Source organism: Sulfitobacter sp. TBRI5 (assembly GCF_051013555.1).
Classification (GTDB): domain Bacteria; phylum Pseudomonadota; class Alphaproteobacteria; order Rhodobacterales; family Rhodobacteraceae; genus JL08.
In genome coordinates, this window is sequence record NZ_CP112884.1 from 3,008,251 (window position 1) to 3,027,511 (window position 19,261).

Here is a 19,261-nt window from a genome sequence, read left to right on the forward strand (position 1 = left end):
TTCGGGCCAAGGTTAGCGCGCGGGCCGTGCGGGCAAAAGGGGTCAGCCCATCCAGCGGCGCACCGGCGCGTTGGACTCTTCCAGCGCCTGACAGACAACATCCACCAGCGTCGGGCCGTCATGGGCGATCGCCTGTTTCAGAACGCTGTGAAGGTCGTCGGGGTTTTCCACCCGCCATGATGTCACACCGTAGGCTGCGGCCACCGCCGCCTGATCGGTGCGGTTGAAATCCACGTTGTAATAGCGCTTGTCCTTGTCCGCATACTGGCTGGCCTTGATCCATCCGAATGTGGCGTTGGAAAACACGATATAGGTGATCGGCGCACCGACGCGGCAGACGGTTTCCAGTTCGCCGCAGGTAAAGCCGAACGATCCGTCGCCCATCATCGCAACAACCTTGCGTTCGGGCCGCCCGAACCACACCCCAAGTGCGGCAGACAGCGCATAGCCCAGGGCCCCGTGGGCGCGGTTGGTAATGAAATGGCGCCCCGGTTTGGGCAGTTGGTAATAGGCGGAAAAATACGGACAGCTGGTGCCGGGATCGGACACGATCGTCGCGTCTTCGGGCAGCGCCTGCATCAGCGTGTCGATCACCCGTTCCGGCCGGATCGGGCTTTCGCTGCTTTGGGCCAATGTGCGGAAGGTTTCGAACTTGCGGCGTTTCATCGCTGCCACCGCTGCGGCCCCGCCAAAGGTTTCGCTGCCCTGATCGCGTTGGTCCAGCACTGTGTTGACCTGATCCAGCGCAAGGCGCAGATCGCCCACAACGCCCACTTCGGTGCGGTAATTCGCGCCGATCACCATCGGATCGACATCGAAATGCACGATCCGTGTGTCGGCATCCGGCGCCTCCCAGCGGGATGTGGTGGTGGATCCGGCCCGCGCGCCCATGAAGACGACCAGATCGGCGGCCTGCATCATCTCCCATGTGTCATCGGTGCCGCCATTCGATCCAACAACGCCGACGCAATTGGGGTGCGTTTCCGCCAGCGATCCCTGGCCGGAAATCGATGTGGCGACCGGAATGTCCAGCCGGGTTGCCAGCCGGTCAAGCGCGTCCATCGCCCCTGCGATCACCACGCCGCCACCGCACACGATCAGCGGATTGCGCGCCGACAGGATCGCATCAACCGCCGCCTCGGCGGCGCCGGGTTCGGGGGCCTGGGGATAGGCCGGGTAAAGCGCCAGTCTGGGATCGGCCCAGATATCGCCAACCTCGACCGGGTCGTACTGAATGTCATAGGGCAGGCCCAGATGCGCCGCACCGGGCCGCCCGGTTGTCATCGCGCGAAAGGCGCTGCGCACCATACGGGGGATATGATCGGCCCGCTTGATCACCGTGTTCCATTTGGTCAGGGGCCGCATCAGCGCCTCCTGATCGACCTCGGTCAGCGGGTATTTCCCGTAAGAGCCGACCGAAATATCCGTGGTGATCCCCAGCACGGCATAAGAGCTTTCGTTGGCTTCGATCAATCCGGGCAGGATATAGGTCGCGCCACCGCCCGACGGGCCTTCGCAGACGCCAACCCGCCCGGTGACCCGCGCATAGCCATCGGCCATATAGGCCGCGCAGCGCTCGTCGCGGGTCAGGATATGGGTGATCCCGTGATCAAGCTGGCGCATCGCATCGTAAAACGGCAGGGTGGTATCCCCGCACAGGCCAAAGATGTGACGCACCCCATGCGCCTCCAGCATCCGGACCATCGCCTCGGCCCCGTTCATGGTGTTTTTCATCCTGTCACCTGCCGAATGTCCCGCAGTTGCGCCCCTGCGCAGACCTTACCGCATGAAGGCCCAGCATCAAGGACGTTGGTGGTGGGGGGATCAATCCAATCTCCAAAATCAAGCAGGTTCGCGAATTTTGACCGCAAGATGGATTCTAAAACCTGCTCACTTTCAGGTTGTATCCGGTTTAGGCTGGCGATTACGTTTGTCCGGGCGCAGGCCCAAGCAACTTGGTCACGCCGCTTTTGTAAACCGATACCAAACGCCTGCTGAGAAGTTTGACGCATGTGTTGCAGCGACCAGTTGAAACCACACCGCTCAGCGATCGTTCATCGAATGTGAAGCGAACAACCGTTGTGAACCCAAACTACCAATTGCCATGCTGCGATCAAATGGCCGCTTTGGCGCCTTGCGTGTTTTTACCTGTCGAGCATCGAAAGAACGGCATCACGTTCGGACAGCACCAGCAGCAAGGCGACATCACCCGTCTCCAGCTTTTCTAGTATCATTGAAGCGGCTTGTGTGGGCGACGCTGCTCTGAGTATGTGTTCTGCTTCATACCCGAGTTCCAACGCTGTCCTTTCAATCAGATCAGAGACTTCTCCCAGTTCGCGACCTCTTAAATACCCTTCAAGTTCGGTTGCGACGACAACGTCGGGTTGGAATTTCAGCGCTGTCGCAGTTACATCTCGGATATCCTGATCCGATCTGTCCCCCGCATGGCTGAGCATTATGAAACGCCGTTTTGCCGGAAGGCTCGACAGCGCATCGCAAACGGCCGAAATCGAATGGGGGTTATGTGCAAAATCCACAAAGACCCGTGCTCCATTGTACAAAAACTCGTTGCAACGACCCGGGTTATCCTTGGCGTCGGGCTTGAACCCGGCCAAACCATCCCGAGCCGCCTGAACGGGCAGGCCCAGTGCCAGGGCAAGGCACAAGGCCGCCAGCGCATTCAGGATATTGTATTTAGCAGCGCCGCCCATGGTCAGGGGAACATCGGAAACGGCGATCACCACCTGTTCCGCCGTGCCGTCGAAAAAGACGATATCGCCTCGCCGCACATAGGCGCAGCAGGTGCCGGCATCACGCGCCTGACGGATCAGATCGTTCTGCGCATCCAGCGAAAACCACCAGAAATTCGCCGATGTATTCGCCGCCTCGGCGCGTACATAACCGTCATCGGCATTCAGGGCCAGCACGCCACCCTCGGCCAGCGTGCGATGTACGGCGAATTTGGCCTGAGCCAGTTCCGGTACAGTGTTGACCCCGTATTGCCCCAGATGATCGTTCGCCACATTGGTGACCGCCGCTGCTGTGGCCGCGCGGGTCGGCAGACCCCGACGCAGGATGCCGCCGCGTGCGACTTCAAGACAGGCAATCTCCAGCCGCTTGTCGCGCAGCAACATCCGCCCGCCACCGGGGCCCGAGTAATCGCCACGGTCCAGAATATCGTCACCCACGCGCACAAATTCGGTTGATGTCAGCCCGGCGACCCTGCCCGAAGCGCGCGCGATCGCCTCAAGCAACCGGGTTGTCGTGGTTTTGCCATTGGTTCCGGTGATGAACGCGATCGGGATATTGTGCAAAGCAGGCCAGTCCACCTTGTCGGCGGCGGGCAGCGCATCGACCGGCCAGGTCTGACTGCCTTTGCCATGCCCGATTGACACTTCGTCATCATCGCAGAGGATATCCACACCATGCGCCTGTGCTGCCGCGATCAAGGCAATCAGCGCGGGATTGGCTTCGGTTTCCATAACGCCTTGGACGTCCGAAATCATCTGATCGAAATCTCCGGGCTCGGATGCCAACAGTTCAGCGGCACAGAAATGCCAGGCGGTTTGCGCCGCGAAGATCGCGGAATAGAGCTGATCCATGGGCGCCGAGATCGCAAGATTAACCCCACCCGTAAAGATGCGGTGGGTCAGGTGCTGTTCCTGCCAGCCAAGCGCGTCCAGTACCCGACGTGCATGTTTCTCCCACAGGGCGGTGACCCGGGTGGCATCGATATCGGTAAGAAAAACGTCCACCACTGCGCCGGGGCGGTTCCAAAGCAGGCCCGGCCCGGTCAGACGCCGCGCATCATCCACCTGAATATGGTCAGAGGTCGCGCTTTCAATGGTCAGCGCGGTCTCAAGCTCTTTGATCCGGTCCATTCCGGGGCCTCCGCTCAATCTGCGTCTTCGCTGACTTCACGGGCCAGACGCACGCCACGCTCATCCCGGATCAGGTTCTGGTCGCTTTCGAACATGTCCTCGAACGAGGTTTCGGCGGGGCTTGCCACCGGCGCGGCCTCGGGTGCTTCACCATCAGAATTGAAATAGATGATCTGTTTCCAGCAGCGCGTTGTGTCGTCACCAAAGATCACCAGCAGATCGCCCTGCGCAGCCTGTTCCAACGCGGCATTCACTGCTTTGACTTCATCGGGGATGATCGTGATGGCCGCAGCATCCACACCGTTGTCGATCAAGGCCTGACGCATCATCTGCGGTACCTCGTCAAGCCCGCGACCGCGGCGTCGGTCATCTGCCTTGCAAACGAAATGATCGAAATGTCCGGCCAACGCGGCGGCCCCATCGACAATGTCTTGATCGCGCCGGTCGCCGGGCATCGCAACAACGCACAGCCTGCGGCCCTTGATTTCCAACTGATCGGCCAGCGCTGCCATCGCCTTCAGGGCGGCAGGGTTGTGGCCATAGTCAAGGATCACCTTGAAAGGATGTTCGTCATAGACATTCATCCGTCCGGGTGCCTGGAAATAGCTGGTGTCGAAGGTGCGCAGCCCGTGGCGGATATTGTCAAGATCCACTTCGAAACTATAGGCCATCGCGGCGGCGAACATCGCATTCTGGACGTTGAAAATCGCTTTGCCTTCCAAGGTCGCCGGGATCAGATGCGACCACAGAACCGGGATGTGAAGACCGTTGTCATAGATGGTCAGCATGTCACCATTCATGCCCTTTTCCAGCACAATGGCCTTGCCGCCTGCCTTGATATGTTCCTTGACCAGACTGTGCCCCGGATTGGTGGTGACATAGAATATCTGGTCCGCCCCGGCGTAGTCGGCCATTTTCAGGCAATTGATGTCATCGGCATTCAGCACCGCCGTATCCGTTGCGCTTTCAACCACCACGCGCTTGACCACGGCCAGTTCCTCGACCGTGTTTATGCCCCCTAGACCCAGATGATCTGCCGAGACATTCAGACACGCCGCCACGTTCGAGCGCTGATAACCCAGACCTGATCGCACAAGCCCGCCGCGTGCGGTTTCCATTACGGCAAAATCGACCGCCGGATCGCGCAGCACGATCTGCGCGGATTTGGGCCCCGTCATGTCGCCCTTGACGCTCAGTTTGCCGTCCACATAGACGCCGTCGGTCGAGGTCATACCAACGGTCTGGCCGCTGGTTTTCATGATATGCGCCAGCATTCGGGCTGTCGTAGTCTTGCCGTTGGTGCCCGTGATCGCCGCAATCGGGATGCGGGTTTCCTGAGTGGCAGGGAAAAGCATGTCAATCACTTTACCGGCCACGTCGCGCGGCTGACCTTCGGACGGCGCCACATGCATCCGAAAGCCGGGGGCTGCGTTCACTTCGACGATGGCGCCACCGATTTCCTTGTAGGATTTGGTTATGTCGTCGATCAGGAAATCCACGCCGCCCACATCCAGCCCAACCGCCATGATGGCGCGTTGAGCCATGTCGCGGTTGTCGGGATGCACCACATCCGTCAGGTCAATGGCTGTGCCTCCCGTTGACAGATTTGCCGTCGACCGGAGATAGAAAACCTCGCCATCCGGCAAAACGGTTTCTTCGTTCACGCCCGCAATTTCCATCAGGCGTTTGGCCTGATTGTCGAGTTCAAGCATGGTCAGCACTTTTTCGTGCCCGATGCCGCGACGCGGGTCCTGGTTCACGACGTCGACCAGTTCGGCAATCGTGTGCGTGCCGTCGCCAACGACATGTCCGGGGACGCGTTTGGCCACTGCAACCAGCTTGTTGTTCACAACCAGCATTCGATGATCGAAACCGGTGACGAAGCTTTCAACCAGAATGGCCCTGCTGCGAGAATGTTCCTTGGCCTCGGTAAAGCCCGCCTCAACCTCGGATTCCGAGTTCAGATTGATCGAAACACCGCGCCCATGATTGGCGTCGAGTGGTTTGACGACGACGGGAAAACCGATACGTCCCGCCGCTTTTGCCGCCTCGCGCGGCGAATAAACTATGCGCTGCTGCGGCACCGGCAGGCCCAGATCGTTTAGCAGATTGTGGGTATCTTCCTTGTCGCAGGAAATCTCGACCGAGATATGCTTGGTCTCGGAGGTGATGGTTGCCTGAATGCGTTTCTGGTATTTCCCATGCCCGAACTGCACCAGCGAGCCTGAGTTCAGCCTGATCCAGGGGATGTCCCGCTCTTGTGCCGCCTTGACCAGTGAACTGGTTGAGGGGCCAAATTCCTTGCGCTGAGCCCGCAGCACAAAGCTGCGCAATTCGTCATCCCAGTTGAAATCCGGATCAAAGTCGTAATCCACCTGCTCCTTGAGGGATGGTGGCAACAGATGCATCAACAGACCCATCGCCAGCTTGCCCGCATCCAGGCCGACATCGCGCTGGCGGTATTCAAAAACCATGTTGTACTGACCAGGTTCGCCAGTGCCGCGGGTTCGGCCAAAGGTTACATCTGAACCGGCCACGTTCTGCACTTCGATGGCACAATGTTCCAGCACATGACCCAGCCAGGTGCCTTCATCTTCGCGCAAGCGGCGGATGAACCCGCCGGGTTCGCGATAGGAACAGCCGTGTTCTGCCAGACCGGGAAGTGCCTCGATCAACGCGTCAACATACTCGGAACCAATTTTCCCCGAAGGCCATTCTTCAAGAATACCCAAGTCGATAACATGGCGAATGACCGGAAAACTTGCCCAAACATTCGGGCCGACAAAGACATTGGTCGAGATGATTTTCATGAAGTTCCCCGTTGGTTAGCTTTTATTTCCCGTCGCTGGCGACTTCATCCCCGGACAGTTCAGGCAATGTGCAGAAGGCCATATGCTCATCCGGCGGAAAAGCCTGGCGAGCGGTAAGATCATAACGGCACCCTTCGCCCAGAACGTCAAGCCGAAGTCCCAGAAGGCTCAGCGCCTCGCCGCGGCGGGCGTCCCACATCGACGAATGCGTCAGATGGCTGGCATCCACCACAGTGACAGTTCCACTGCCGACAACCTCAAGGACGTTATCAGGCCCAATGAATGCCGCCGTGTCTTCATCAACGCCCAACCCTATCAGAAAAGGGTTGAAAGATGAGGCGGTTAACAGGCGCCCCATGCGGTTACGCTGGGTGAAATGCTGGTCAATGATGACCGCATTGGTCAGCCCCATACCCGGTGCCAGAGTGATATTGCCTTCGGCTGGCGCGGAATTGCTGCTCCCGCCTGCAACCATGTGTTCGGACATGACCGAAGCCCCGGCCGAGGTTCCCGCAACTGGTACACCCGCCGCGTTCCGCCGCCGGATTTTCTGAGCGACAAGTGTGCCACCCAGAATCGCCGACAACCGAAGCTGGTTGCCGCCGGTCATGAATATCCCGGTGGCGCGGTCCAGCATCTCGGCATATTCCGGATTGTCGCAATCGGCGCGGCGCGAGATGGGCAAAAACTCGACCTGACCGGCCCCGAGTTCAGAGAAAATGCGGTTATAATCCGGTCCGGTTTCTTCCAGCATCGAGGCTGTCGGAACCACGATGATATCGGCATCCGCACCGCCGGACAGTTCCACGAATTTGCGGTGAATCTGCATTTCCTTGACGCGGTCTTCACCACCGCCGATTGGAATGATGAACCCGCGCGGGGTCTCTGCATCAATGGGTGCAGGGCACATATCTTAACTACCTTCCGGTGCTAGAACGGGCAGCCACCGGGGGCCGCGCGGACGCTCAAACCTTTTCATACATGCCACGCCGGGCCATCTGGCCATCGCGGACATGCCATTCCCCCCGGGCCATCACATGCCGCACAGTCGTGTTTTCGTCAAGAACCACCAGATCGGCATCCATCCCTACGTTCAAACGACCTTTTCGGCGCAGCTTGAGCAGATCGGCGACATTTGACGTCAACGGAGCCAGCGCTTCGGGCAGGGGTATTCCCTTGTCGATAAGCTCGCGCAGCGTTTCGGGCAAAGTGTCCGACAATCCCACCCCAAACCGTGTCAGATTTCCTTCACGGTCAAAGGCCGGCAGGCAGCCACCGCCGTCAGAACTGATGGTGAACCGGTCCGCGCGACCGCCCAGATCGCGGAATTGGATGTAGGCATCGGCGGCCGATATACCCGGATCGATATGCCCGCAAGGGAATGCTGTCGCGTCGATGTAACATCCGTGTCGCGCCAGCGCGACGGCCTGTTCAAAGAGTGGTTTGTTGCGATTGACGTGGGTCGGGTTGAAGACGCGCGCGGGGATTTCGCAGGTCGCGATTGCCTGTTCCAACATCGACAGACCCCGCTCGCCGTCTCCCATATGGCAATGCACAATCCCCGCCTTGCCGGTCATCAGGCCCGCGACATGCGCCTCGCTTGCGATCCGCAGAAACTCGTCCAGTGTTGGTTGGCTTGACCGATGATCGCTGATCGCCAGTTCGCCGACACCGATAACGGGATCAAGGAACACGATATCGCCACGGGCTGAACCGGTGAGGGTGGTCAGAGGGACGTGATAGCCACCGGTATGACACCAGGCCGAAAGTCCCTCTTCGCGCAGCCCATAGGCCTGCTGAACCAGCGTCTGCGTGTTGCGCGTCAGATCGTCCGTGCCCAATACCCCAACGACCGAGGTGACACCGGCGCGGGTAAAGGAGGACAGGAACATCGGCGGCACCCGGCTGGCTGGCCCGGTTTCGCCGCCACCGCCGGTGATATGCGCATGTCCATCAATCAAACCCGGAACAACCGCTGCACCTTCGACATCCAAGATCTCGGCGTGAAGCTGATCCGGCAATTCGGGTTGCGTGCTACCGATGTATATGATGCGTTCACCCGCGGTAAGAATATGGCCCAAACCAACTGGCTCGGGTGAGTAGAGGCGCGCATTCTTGATGAGTTTCAACACGTTTCATATCCGTATCACGAGCGAAGACACCCTTTCTTGCACCAAAAGGCAGCAAAAGAACCATCCCCAATTTCGCAGAAAGCACAGATGTGGGTCTGTAGCCAGCAGCGGACACTTAGAAATAGCAAGCGGCTGGAAGGTTTGTTCCGCAGAGCAGCTTTCTTTTGAAGGCGCAGCTAAGGGGTGCTTTGAGCCCGAATGTATGTACCGGCTGCTGTTCGCAAGTGTTCAATTGCATGTCTTCTGGAAGTCGCTGATATGTATCCGGCCTTTGGATCGGCTTGTGTTGCTTGCCGTGGCCCTGTTGGGAGTACGCACGCGCCTTTGTCTCATTAGCGGACAGGTCGATTATGACCATTCGGGCTCTCAGACTTTGAGTGCGTTTTTATTCTGTTCCATGCATTTGAGGTTTACGAACGTCGTTTGCGGCTGTGATCAGATCGCAGTCGCCAATTCTTTTTCCATCCAATCGAAGTCCTTGCCTGAGTTAAGAACACTCCATGCGATCCGCGCTAGCTTATTGGCAAGCGCCACGCCGAGCTTGTTGTGCTGCATGCGCGTCGCGGCGGCTTCCAACCATGCGCCAAAACTAAACTTATGCCAGTTCTTCGGTCGCATCATGATGACCTGCGCGGCCTGCACAAACAGCATGCGGAGATACCGGCTGCCTCGTTTTGTGATACGACCCAGGATGGTGCGCCCGCCGGTGCTGTGTTGTCGCGGAACGAGCCCCAGCCAAGCCGCAAAATCTCGCCCCCGATCATAAGCCTCGCCGGTCCCGACAGCTGCAACCACAGCCGTTGAGATGATTGGCCCGATGCCCGGAATGGTCATCAGACGTTGGCAGCTTTCCTCGGTCTCGCTGACCTCTTTGATTTCAGATGTGGTCATATCGATCCGTTTATCCAGCCATATCCAATCCTGTTGGAGCCCCAGGATCAATCTCCGCATCCGCAAGGACATCTCGTCGCCGCGATTGCTAAGAATGGCTTCGAGCGAGGCGCGCAGAGCCGCGACACTACGTCGGACAGTGATCCCCTGTTCGATCAGAAAGGCCCGGATCTGATTCATTGCTGCTGTCCGACGTGACACAAGCCGTGACCGAACGCGATGCAGCGCCTGGAGATCAAGCTGCTCCTGCGTCTTCTCCGATACCGTCTTGAGATTGGGACGCAAAGCGGCTTCTGCAATAGCTTCAGCGTCATTGTAGTCGTTCTTCTGGCCCTTGTTGAAAGGCTTCACATAAATCGCGGGAATGATCCGGGGCTCGAACCCCATCTTGCTCAGCGTTCGGCTGACAAAGTGCGCGCTCAGGCAAGCTTCCATCCCGACAATACATTGCGGCAGCTCCTCAAACGTCGCAACCAACGCCATGCGTTTGATCTTCTTGCGCAAAACAAGCCGACCTTCTTTGTCAAAGCCAACCAAGTGAAATACGTCTTTGCCGATATCAACGCCAACTGACATCAGCTCATCAAAATCATTCTTCGCCATGCTACTTCTCCTTTTTGCAGTATAGGCCAAGCCTAACCTGCTGGGTGAAGCAGCCGGTACATCCCATTAGCTGACCGTGACTCAAACCCGTGCTCGGATGAGCAACCAGAGACATAGGGCGCTCTCAGCGATCATCGGGATCAAGTAAGCAGGTTCGATGTTTACGACCCAGTCGGGCGCGATAAGGCGTGCCAGGCTTCCTGTCGCATATACGACGCCCGAAGCCGCGATGCCCGCAGCGATCATTTTCGGCACCTGCGAGCGCCAAAGCATGACAGACATGATCCCACTGTTGACCGCAAAAAGTATCAACCCGATGTCATAGCCAATTGCGTGCAATTCGGTCATGTGCACCGCGATGCGCGGCGCGTCCAAAAGCAAAGACGGTACACTTGCAAGGGCCATCAGGCTGGCGCCAATGAGCACGGCTTGCCCCAAGCGTAACACCATTGCGGCAAGCGCCAAAGGTTGGGAGATATGTCGCAGAAGACCGAAAAAAATCAGGGCAAGCGCAATATCCGCCAGCAACATCACCGTATCGGCAATGAGGCTCAGACGAAGCTGTCCAATATTAGCGCTAAGCGCTTGCGCGATTTGATCTGGCGTGCCCTGAAGCAAGGGGCCGCGCAAAAGTAATTCGGCGGAAAGGCCACATAGAATGATGGCCAAATAAAGCGCGCCGGCAAGACGTACGAGGCTGGGATCAGCATGAGACAGTTTCATGTCAGCACCCTTTCACTGGTTCGAAAGCCCAATATGGCACGTTTCTTCGCTCATTATTCCAGGTTCTTGCAAGTCATAGATGTCTTCTTGCAGGCGTTATTGTCCGGTACATATCTTGTTGGTTTGTGTGCATCGAAATGGCCTGTGCGCTTTTACGCGATCAATCGTTGGTTACTTTTTGGCCACCATGCATCGCGATCGAGGTTACGGCAGCTTCGCCCCGTTCGTGGCTAACGCGCCCAACCCGACAGGTCGGTTCGGTGTCAGCGGCTGTTGCGTCCTTTCCAGCCCCTGATCATCCGGGTAACTCGCGCCGCTCGGAAGCTGGGTGTTTGAGCTTTTCAAAGGGCGCAGACTGGAGTTGTTGTTGAAGTTATGGCTCGTAAGAAGCGGGATATTGTCGGAAGGAACGTCGTTCACAAAAGCATTCGTTCGTTTTGCTCCCAAGTGCATTGTCCGCTTAACGGCCAACGAGAACCCAAAAGTGGTCAAGCATATACCGATTGGCAAAAAAGAACTTCAGAACCGACGATATAAAGCATCCACCAGTGATAGAAAATCAACTGCGCGAATTCAGGCGAATGGGCGCCCTAATTTATTGATCTCCCGATCACACTCACCGGCGCCAGTATCACAGCTGTCGCTTCCTGAGCGACCAGAACTGACCCCGGAAAAATTCCAGTGCGGCCGGTAGGATCGGTCTGAAGCGCTCTACGAACAGAGGTGGTCGCCTGTTCCAGGACCTTCAGTACTGAAGGCGAACTCAGGGCAGCGCTATGAGCTGACTCAGCGTCGCTTGCGTCGCTCAAGTCAATAATGGTGACTTCCAGGCCAGCAACATCTTCGATTTGTTGAGTATTCCCCAATCGGTTTGGTTGGCCTGTAAGGCGCGCTGAAAGTGCAAGAACCGGGTCTCGCTTGGATACAAAAATAATGAAAGGCTGTGGCAGTTTGCCGATTGCTTCAGCTTGACTTCTAAACAGAGCGACGTCCAGATCAGGCGACATCAACACAACTCCATTTATGTGCGACAGAACATCGTCGTTCCCGCGTATTGCCATCTGCCGCAGCGTCTCCATTGTTAGCTGTGACCCCATCGAATGGGCGACAACTACAATGCGTTGCGCGCCCGCCTTCCTCAATTCTACGAAAAGTTGTTCGAGACCGTCCCGAGCAATCAATACGCTGTCACGATCAGCCGCATAGCCAAGAGGATCGCCAATGGACGGCCACGAATAATGAACGACCACGCCTGTTATGCTGAGGTCGCGCATCATCTGAGCGGTGCGATAGACACCGTCGCCCATGGTATTGTTGAAACCGTGAACGGTCACGATTACCTCGCGTCCGGCCTGCCCAGGCTCTCGTAATCGTTGCCTTATCGCACTTCTAAATGAGGGCTTCCCGTCGAAATAAACAACCTGCCGGGTCAAGAAATCAGTGGACGGGTCCGTGGTTTTGCCAGGTAGTTTTATTTGCCCCGGCCGACGCACGGGCGGCACAGATACGTCAATACGAGCGAAGTTGAGAATGTCGCGTTTCGTTGGTGACCACAGTCCATCAGAATCGCGGGCACGGGTCGTTCCAATCAAAACCGGTATGTCTAATCCCAAGTTTTCAGGAACCGGCGTAGGCACGACTTGCGCGCGGGATGAGCACCCCGAGAGTAAAGCTGAAAACAGCAAAACGGAAATGACAAACACAAACCACGATTTCTCTGGTCCTGAGGTGCGAAATTGCATGTCGGTTACTTTGTTCTTCTTGTCTGGATAAGCTCAGAAATGAGAGCTGTACGCATCCGATCAGTTCTCTTTGCCACAAACTGTGTTGGCAACCGCCGCGGCATTCCCAGTTTAATCAGTTTTGGTTTGAGAAAAGGGTCAAAGATGCAGTCTTTTGCACCTTTGACCTGCCGCAAGGGCGCGACAACGCGACGATTTCAGAGGTCAGCTGCCCCCGTCTGTACCTTCAGGCAACGCGACGGCGAGGCGGGTAATCTCGTCAATTGCCGTCAGACCGTCCTCACCGGCTGTTTCGTATTCAATGAGCACACGATCACCCCGTCCTAGGTCGTCAGGAAGTGTAAGTTCGTCGGATATTCTCCAGACTGTCTTATCGGTAAGTACAACGATGCCCGCCTTGCGATCGTACGCAAGAACGTGCCCTTCGGTTTCGTCAGCCAGGCAGGCCATTCCCGATGTTGCGGTCAATGCCGCTGCTAATAATAAACGCATTTCTAATGTCCAGATGAGGATTGCACTCTCGGCGCGACCCCGCGCTCTGCAGTCGCCGGGCGGAGCCTCACGCCTGGATGGATGGGATATGGTGTTTTTACATACGCCTTCAAGAAGTGCAGAAAATAAATAAAACGATGTACGAAAAGAGGTTCAACGGGAGGCCCGCTCAAGGGGGAATGAAAGTTCGAAGTATTCAGGGCAGGGGACCGGCGTGAGCAATCAGATTTTTCCAAGGTCGTTTTTCGAGAGGGGTCTTCTGGCAAGGGAGCAGGTGCGAGTGTTACATGGACCGTCGACAGCTCTCGCCCGCCATCTGGAAAGCCCTTCAAAGTGGTTAACTGAAGGTCTCAATCAAATGTCGCCTTGAAGCCCAATTCGACTGATGCTGTGTCTTCGTCTAAGGTCCGCTTCTGACAGTATGACGCACGTGCGGCGCCCTTATGGTGTCATCCACATTTAAGTTGGTTCGAAAAGATGCAAAAAGTTCGATTGGGTTGGAAACCTCTAAGTTGCTGTGTCCGGCTTCAAACGTTCCGAATACTTTCAATTCTTCTTGCAAATGAGCGGATGTAAGAGGCAGGTTTGTTAGGTCTCAAGTGCGGAACCGGAGAAGAAAGTGACTAAACCAGCCGTCAAGCGCCGACTTGCTGCGATTATGTCCGCGGATGTCGCTGGGTTTTCACGAATGATGAACGCCGACGAAACCCGAACGCTTGCTGCCGTGAACCAGATCCGTAGAAAGATTTTTGCGCCCAGCGTCTCGGTTCATGGCGGTCGAGTAGTCAAGTTGATGGGCGACGGTGCTTTGGTTGAATTTGGCAGCGTTGTGGATGCAACGGCTTGCGCAATCGAGATTCAGACCGAGATGGCAGCGCGCGCAGACGACCCACAGGGACAGCCGCTGTTGCAACTTCGCATCGGCCTGAACCTTGGCGACATCATTATCGAGGATGGCGACATATTCGGCGACGGCGTTAATCTGGCCTCGCGGCTTCAAGAAATCGCATCTCCCGGCGGCATTTGCCTCAGTGCCAGCACATACGAACATTTGGTTGGCCGTATAAACGCTTCTTTTGTTGACGACGGTGCGCACGAATTGAAGAACATACCACGCCCAGTGCACGTGTTCCGCTGGTCTAGTATGGCCGAGAAGACAAAGCGCAAAGGCAGTGCGCGCCCGCCCCCACAGCGCCCCGATAAGCCGTCAATCGCAGTGCTACCTTTCGACAATATGTCCGGAGATCCCGAGCAGGAGTACTTTGCCGATGGCGTTGTTGAGGCGATTACCGCCACGCTCTCGCGCATACGCTCGTTCTTTGTCATCGCTCGCAATTCGGCCTTCGCGTACAAAGGCAGGCATATCAATGTTCGGGAAATCGGGCGTGAACTGGGTGTTAAATATGTGCTTGAAGGTTCCGTTCAGCGCTCCGGAAGCCGGGTGAGGATTACGGTGCAGCTGATCGAAACGGATGGCGGCGCGCATCTTTGGGCTGACAAATACGACGGCTCGCTTGACGATATATTCGATCTTCAAGACAAGATCACCGAGCAGGTCGCCGGTGCCATTCAGCCTTCAATCCAATTTGCCGAGATTGAACGCACTCGACGTAAGCCGCCACAAGACCTGGGGGCTTATGATTTTACAATGCGCGCTATGCCCAATGTCTGGATGTTGGAAGAACGCGCCGCAGCAACCGCGCTCGGCCTGCTCGACAAAGCTCTTGAGATCGATCCGGACTATCCCCTTGCGCTTGCGCTGGCTGCATGGTGCTGGGCGCAGCGTTCTGTTTACAATTGGGCCGACGATATCAGCCATGCCAGGGCAGAGGCGCTGTCTCGTGCAGAACGGGCGGCGCAGATGTCTTCGGACGATCCACTGATCCTGGCCGTACTGGGCACCGTTCACACATTTGCGCGAAATTATGGTGCTGCGCGGGTCCTTCTTGAAAGGGCGATACAACTTGATCCAAACGCGGCCTGGACGTTGAGCCGCCTTGGTTGGCTTGAGACATACGCGGACCACTCAGAGGAAGCCAAACAGTACTTCGAACGTGCGATGCGTCTCAGTCCGCTTGATCCGATGAATTTCAACAACCTAGTCGGTATGGGGAGCGCCCACCAAGTGGCAGGCGAAGATGATCGCGCTGCGGATTTGTTCCTGCGGGCATTGGAGGAGCGTCCCAACGCGCATTGGGTCCACCGGAACCTGTGCGCCGCATTGCTTGGCGCCGGACGCGAAGAAGAGGCCCGCGCGTCAGCCCGAACACTGATGAAGGTGCACCCCAACATGACCGTGGAGCGGTTCAAGGAAGCAATGGTATTCTCTCCGAGGGCGCTTGAGCGGATCGGCAAGCAGATGGCGATTGTCGGTGTTCCTTTGAGATGAAGTGTTGCGTGCAGCAGTAAGATTGCATGGCATTAGTCATCTTGTGCGCCAATGGGTAACTTGCTCTGCGATTGACCTTTGGCACAAATCATCAACTTTCATGTGAGCGGTTTTTGTGGCAGGCTCACAAGGCATTCAGCAGACTATGGAGGGTCAGGTGACAATTAGATCCACTACGGGGCAGGGCCGCCGCTACGATAGCGTACTCGACACGATCGGCAATACGCCTTGCATTCGCATTAACAACATCGCGCCTGACAACATTTCGGTTTACGTCAAATGTGAGGCCTTCAATCCCGGTGGATCGATAAAAGATCGCCTTGCTCTCAATATCATCGAGGCCGCTGAACGAGATGGACGGCTGAAAGCCGGACAAACCGTTGTGGAGGCAACATCGGGCAACACTGGCATCGGTCTGGCAATGGTTTGCGCAGCCAAAGGCTATCCTCTGGTTGTCACCATGGCAGACAGCTTTTCGATCGAGAGACGAAAGCTCATGCGATTTCTTGGTGCCAAAGTGGTTCTCACGCCACGGGCTCAGAAGGGGTTCGGCATGTACACAAAGGCTAAGGAATTGGCCGAACAGAATGATTGGTTTCTGGCCAGCCAATTTGAAACCAAAGACAATGCCGATATCCACGAAACCACGACCGCGCGCGAGATTCTGGGCGACTTCAAAGGAGAACGCCTAGACTATTGGATCACCGGCTATGGCACAGGTGGCACTGTGTCGGGTGTGGCTCGCGTTTTACGCAGCGAACGCCCCGAGACAAAGATCATCCTGACTGAACCAGCCAATGCGGCCATTGTAACTTCGGGTTATGTGAACAAACGCAACAAATCCAATCAGCCAACAGAGAGCCACCCGAATTTTGAACCACATCCTATTCAGGGCTGGACACCTGACTTCATCCCCTGGGTACTGCAGGAAGCGATCGATCACGCGTATTACGACGAGATGATCCCTATCCCGGGCAGCGAAGGCATTGAGTGGTCCAGAAAACTTGCCGCTCAGGAAGGCATATTTACTGGAATTTCTGGTGGCTCGACGTTCGCGGTTGCGATGCGTCTTGCTGAGAAAGCGCCGGACGGATCTGTGATGCTGGTAATGCTGCCAGATACGGGTGAGCGGTATCTCTCAACACCTTTGTTCGAAGGGATAGAGGATGACATGACGGAAGAAGAACGCAAGATGTCTCTTTCCACCCCGTCTGCGCAGATGTCCAGCGAATAGAAATGTGGTGTTGCAAAAGTCTTTTTGGGCAAGTGACAGCTGAAGTTGTTGTTAGAATGGAAAGTTTGTTTGTAACCGGGACATCTGAATAAGGCGCGGCGAGAATCTGGAATGGACTGTTACCTCTCCGTCTTTTGCGAACTGTCGCTTTGAAGGAGTTGCGCAGCAACGCGTTGACTTCTTCACCGACCTGACCTGACCTGACTTGGCCTGTAATTTCATGCAAAAACCGCCATAGCTGCATCGGTTCGCACCGTCCTACGTGGATGGCGCCTGATTTCTAAGAAAAAAGCGTTGATTGCTCGGCTGGTCAAAACAGTCCAGTGTCCGGCCTTTGATCGCGGTTATTTGAAGCGGGTGGGAGGTGCTGGTGCGCATGTATGGGAAACTCCCTAAGCAGTGGTTTCAGATGAAAATGTGGAAAATACACACCCAAGACAGGTGAGTTTCTTTTTTATGGTAGGGAACGGGGCGGAAAGGTGTCGAACAGTATTGAGCAGGGTCAGTTGCGAAGCGACCCCTCAGCAGCACACGAAAATATCATAGCCATGATATTATTCAACAAAATATTTGATGGTTATGACGCTCTGAGAAGCTCTCAGAGCCTTTGGGTTCTTGCATAATAGATCGCACGCCCCCTTAGGGTCAGGACTCATAGCCAATAGATGACGAGGGCTGCGAGTGCGATTGCTGATAGGAAGACCTTGGGACATCGGTCGTATCGTGTGGCCACACGCCGCCAATCCTTCAGCCTGCCAAACATGATCTCGATCCGGTTTCGGCGTTTGTAACGGCGCTTGTCGTATTTTATGGCTTTCTTGCGCTGTTTCCGACCTGGGATGCAGGATCTTATCCCTTTGTCTTTCAACGCTTCTCTGAACCAGTCGGCGTCATAGCCTCGATCCCCAAGCAACCACTCGACCTTGGGCAAGCTGCTCAGCAAGGCCCGTGCCCCGATGTAGTCGCTGACCTGTCCGGCGGTGACGAACAAGTTGAGTGGCCGCCCCTGACTGTCGCAGATGGCGTGCAACTTGGTGTTCATGCCGCCTTTGGTCCGACCGATTAGGCGTCCACGCCCCCCTTTTTTACGCCCATGCTGGTCGCTGTTCGGTGGGCCTTGAGATAGGTTGCGTCGATCATCACGGTCTTCTCTTCGCCGTGGTTGGCCGCCAGACCGACCATCATCTGCGCAAAGATGCCTTTATTGCTCCAGCGCTTCCAACGGTTGTAGAGCGTCTTGTGAGGACCGTACTCCCTCGGCGCATCACGCCACCGTAAACCATTGCGATTGATGAAGATAATTCCACTAAGCACGCGCCGATCATCGACGCGTGGTTTGCCGTGGGACTTTGGAAAATAGGGCCTCAAACGCGCCATCTGCGCATCGCTCAACCAGAAAAGATCAGACATGTCACCGCTCGTTTTTCCAGCGGTGAATCATGCAACTTCCCGGAAATCAATGGGTCCTGACCCTAGTTCGCAACTCGGACCTAAAGGTCATGAAATTCGCTGCGGATAAAGCGAACGGCGGCTTTTCCTGCTGCGATGCGGCTGACGGCTCCTGTCAACGGGGTTGCTGCATCTGCGAGCGTCGGGGCCGGACCATGTCTACTGTGGGCTCGATGCAGTCATCTGAGTGTTTTAGTCGGATGTCCAGCGTTCCATGCTAAGCAGACATTGCTGTGGCCGATTCCAATATTTTCGGCTTCGTGATTCAAAAGCGACAGGAGGACTGTCCATGTCGCACCTTTACTGGCTTCACGAAGCACATTTGAAACGCATTAAACATCTGTTCCCGAAGTCACGTGGGGTTGCGCGGGTCTATGCGGTACCTGTCTTATCCCTCTAAAACTGTGCCACTATTTGATTGTCACAGGAGATTAGAAGGATGGCTCGGAAACGGTATTCGGATGAGGATACGTTGAAGCTGTTGCGCGAGTTCGACGTGCATTTCCGCCATAAGGGACGGTTCTTCATAGCTGCGGAAAGCAAAAGGGCTTCGAATACGTTCCCACCCGGACTGTCCAGTAGAAGGATGGGCAAACCATGCTCTGCCGGTTTTACTCGATCCGCAATTGAGTTGAAACGCGCAGCCGTGCCTAAGTCAATCTTGCCAGTCATCTTAAGCGCTTGCCCGCCACGCCAGTCAACGATCTCAAACTGCGAGGCATGAGCCGCTACTGCTGAAAAAACCAGAGAGATTCCAAGTATCCAAATTCTGAGTCCGAACATAAGGGTCAACTTAGCCGGACAGCCAAGTGGCCGTTTGCTTGCCGGCTTGAGACTCTCAGACAAGCAGATTGCGACTGGCAACTAACGACAGCCAACGAATGAAAGAGTAGAATTTTATTCGCTTGATATCGG

Annotated in this window: 12 protein-coding genes; 2 read left to right on the plus strand and 10 right to left on the minus strand. The window is 56.2% G+C overall.

Annotated features, from left to right (window positions below; translation table 11 throughout):
• Nucleotides 1-42 precede the first annotated feature (42 nt).
• The 9 genes from OLX72_RS15195 to OLX72_RS15235 all read right to left on the minus strand — a co-directional run bounded on the left by OLX72_RS15195 (nucleotide 43) and on the right by OLX72_RS15235 (nucleotide 13,274).
• Nucleotides 43-1,734, minus strand: a complete 1,692-nt coding sequence (locus OLX72_RS15195) for a thiamine pyrophosphate-binding protein (protein ID WP_114870497.1) — start codon at nucleotides 1,732-1,734, stop codon at nucleotides 43-45.
• A gap of 410 nt (nucleotides 1,735-2,144) precedes the next feature.
• Nucleotides 2,145-3,881: a Mur ligase family protein gene (locus OLX72_RS15200; RefSeq protein WP_114870495.1), complete on the minus strand. Its 1,737-nt coding sequence runs from the start codon at nucleotides 3,879-3,881 to the stop codon at nucleotides 2,145-2,147.
• 14 nt (nucleotides 3,882-3,895) lie between these two features.
• Nucleotides 3,896-6,691 carry a cyanophycin synthetase gene (gene cphA / locus OLX72_RS15205; protein ID WP_433989008.1) on the minus strand — a complete coding sequence of 932 codons (2,796 nt, stop codon included), beginning with the start codon at nucleotides 6,689-6,691 and terminating at the stop codon, nucleotides 3,896-3,898.
• A gap of 22 nt (nucleotides 6,692-6,713) precedes the next feature.
• The gene (locus tag OLX72_RS15210; RefSeq protein ID WP_433989009.1) at nucleotides 6,714-7,601 is read right to left on the minus strand and encodes a cyanophycinase; all 888 of its coding nucleotides are present in this window, start codon (nucleotides 7,599-7,601) and stop codon (nucleotides 6,714-6,716) included.
• Between the two features lie 55 nt (nucleotides 7,602-7,656).
• On the minus strand, nucleotides 7,657-8,823 hold the full coding sequence (gene iadA / locus OLX72_RS15215; RefSeq protein WP_114870492.1) for a beta-aspartyl-peptidase: 1,167 nt from the start codon (nucleotides 8,821-8,823) through the stop codon (nucleotides 7,657-7,659).
• Nucleotides 8,824-9,258: 435 nt separating this feature from the next.
• On the minus strand, nucleotides 9,259-10,317 hold the full coding sequence (locus OLX72_RS15220) for an IS110 family transposase (protein WP_114868711.1): 1,059 nt from the start codon (nucleotides 10,315-10,317) through the stop codon (nucleotides 9,259-9,261).
• A gap of 81 nt (nucleotides 10,318-10,398) precedes the next feature.
• Nucleotides 10,399-11,040, minus strand: coding sequence for a DUF4386 domain-containing protein (locus OLX72_RS15225; RefSeq protein ID WP_114870490.1), 642 nt, complete (start codon nucleotides 11,038-11,040; stop codon nucleotides 10,399-10,401).
• A 590-nt stretch (nucleotides 11,041-11,630) separates the two neighbouring features.
• On the minus strand, nucleotides 11,631-12,782 hold the full coding sequence (locus OLX72_RS15230; RefSeq protein ID WP_433989010.1) for an alpha/beta hydrolase: 1,152 nt from the start codon (nucleotides 12,780-12,782) through the stop codon (nucleotides 11,631-11,633).
• Between the two features lie 204 nt (nucleotides 12,783-12,986).
• Nucleotides 12,987-13,274, minus strand: coding sequence for a hypothetical protein (locus OLX72_RS15235; RefSeq protein WP_162798059.1), 288 nt, complete (start codon nucleotides 13,272-13,274; stop codon nucleotides 12,987-12,989).
• A 658-nt stretch (nucleotides 13,275-13,932) separates the two neighbouring features.
• On the opposite strand from OLX72_RS15235, the gene OLX72_RS15240 reads away from it, so the two are divergent.
• Together OLX72_RS15240 and OLX72_RS15245 are read left to right on the plus strand one after the other, a co-directional pair.
• On the plus strand, nucleotides 13,933-15,663 hold the full coding sequence (locus OLX72_RS15240; protein ID WP_433990467.1) for an adenylate/guanylate cyclase domain-containing protein: 1,731 nt from the start codon (nucleotides 13,933-13,935) through the stop codon (nucleotides 15,661-15,663).
• Nucleotides 15,664-15,808: 145 nt separating this feature from the next.
• Nucleotides 15,809-16,897, plus strand: coding sequence for a PLP-dependent cysteine synthase family protein (locus tag OLX72_RS15245; protein ID WP_114870485.1), 1,089 nt, complete (start codon nucleotides 15,809-15,811; stop codon nucleotides 16,895-16,897).
• Nucleotides 16,898-17,549: 652 nt separating this feature from the next.
• Here OLX72_RS15245 and OLX72_RS15250 read toward each other — a convergent pair.
• A protein-coding gene (locus OLX72_RS15250) for an IS5 family transposase (RefSeq protein WP_433989011.1) occupies nucleotides 17,550-18,307 on the minus strand; the annotation gives its coding sequence in 2 pieces (ribosomal slippage) (nucleotides 17,550-17,986 and nucleotides 17,986-18,307; 759 coding nt in all).
• Nucleotides 18,308-19,261 lie beyond the last annotated feature (954 nt).

Excerpts from the sequence above, each read along its gene's own strand:
- OLX72_RS15240 (WP_433990467.1), top strand. The coding sequence starts at position 13,933 with ATGTCCGCGGATGTCGCTGGGTTTTCACGAATGATGAACGCCGACGAA.
- OLX72_RS15210 (WP_433989009.1), bottom strand. The coding sequence starts at position 7,601 with ATGTGCCCTGCACCCATTGATGCAGAGACCCCGCGCGGGTTCATCATT.
- OLX72_RS15225 (WP_114870490.1), bottom strand. The coding sequence starts at position 11,040 with ATGAAACTGTCTCATGCTGATCCCAGCCTCGTACGTCTTGCCGGCGCG.
- OLX72_RS15245 (WP_114870485.1), top strand. The coding sequence starts at position 15,809 with ATGGAGGGTCAGGTGACAATTAGATCCACTACGGGGCAGGGCCGCCGC.
- OLX72_RS15230 (WP_433989010.1), bottom strand. The coding sequence starts at position 12,782 with ATGCAATTTCGCACCTCAGGACCAGAGAAATCGTGGTTTGTGTTTGTC.
- OLX72_RS15235 (WP_162798059.1), bottom strand. The coding sequence starts at position 13,274 with ATGCGTTTATTATTAGCAGCGGCATTGACCGCAACATCGGGAATGGCC.
- OLX72_RS15220 (WP_114868711.1), bottom strand. The coding sequence starts at position 10,317 with ATGGCGAAGAATGATTTTGATGAGCTGATGTCAGTTGGCGTTGATATC.
- OLX72_RS15195 (WP_114870497.1), bottom strand. The coding sequence starts at position 1,734 with ATGAAAAACACCATGAACGGGGCCGAGGCGATGGTCCGGATGCTGGAG.
- cphA (WP_433989008.1), bottom strand. The coding sequence starts at position 6,691 with ATGAAAATCATCTCGACCAATGTCTTTGTCGGCCCGAATGTTTGGGCA.
- OLX72_RS15200 (WP_114870495.1), bottom strand. The coding sequence starts at position 3,881 with ATGGACCGGATCAAAGAGCTTGAGACCGCGCTGACCATTGAAAGCGCG.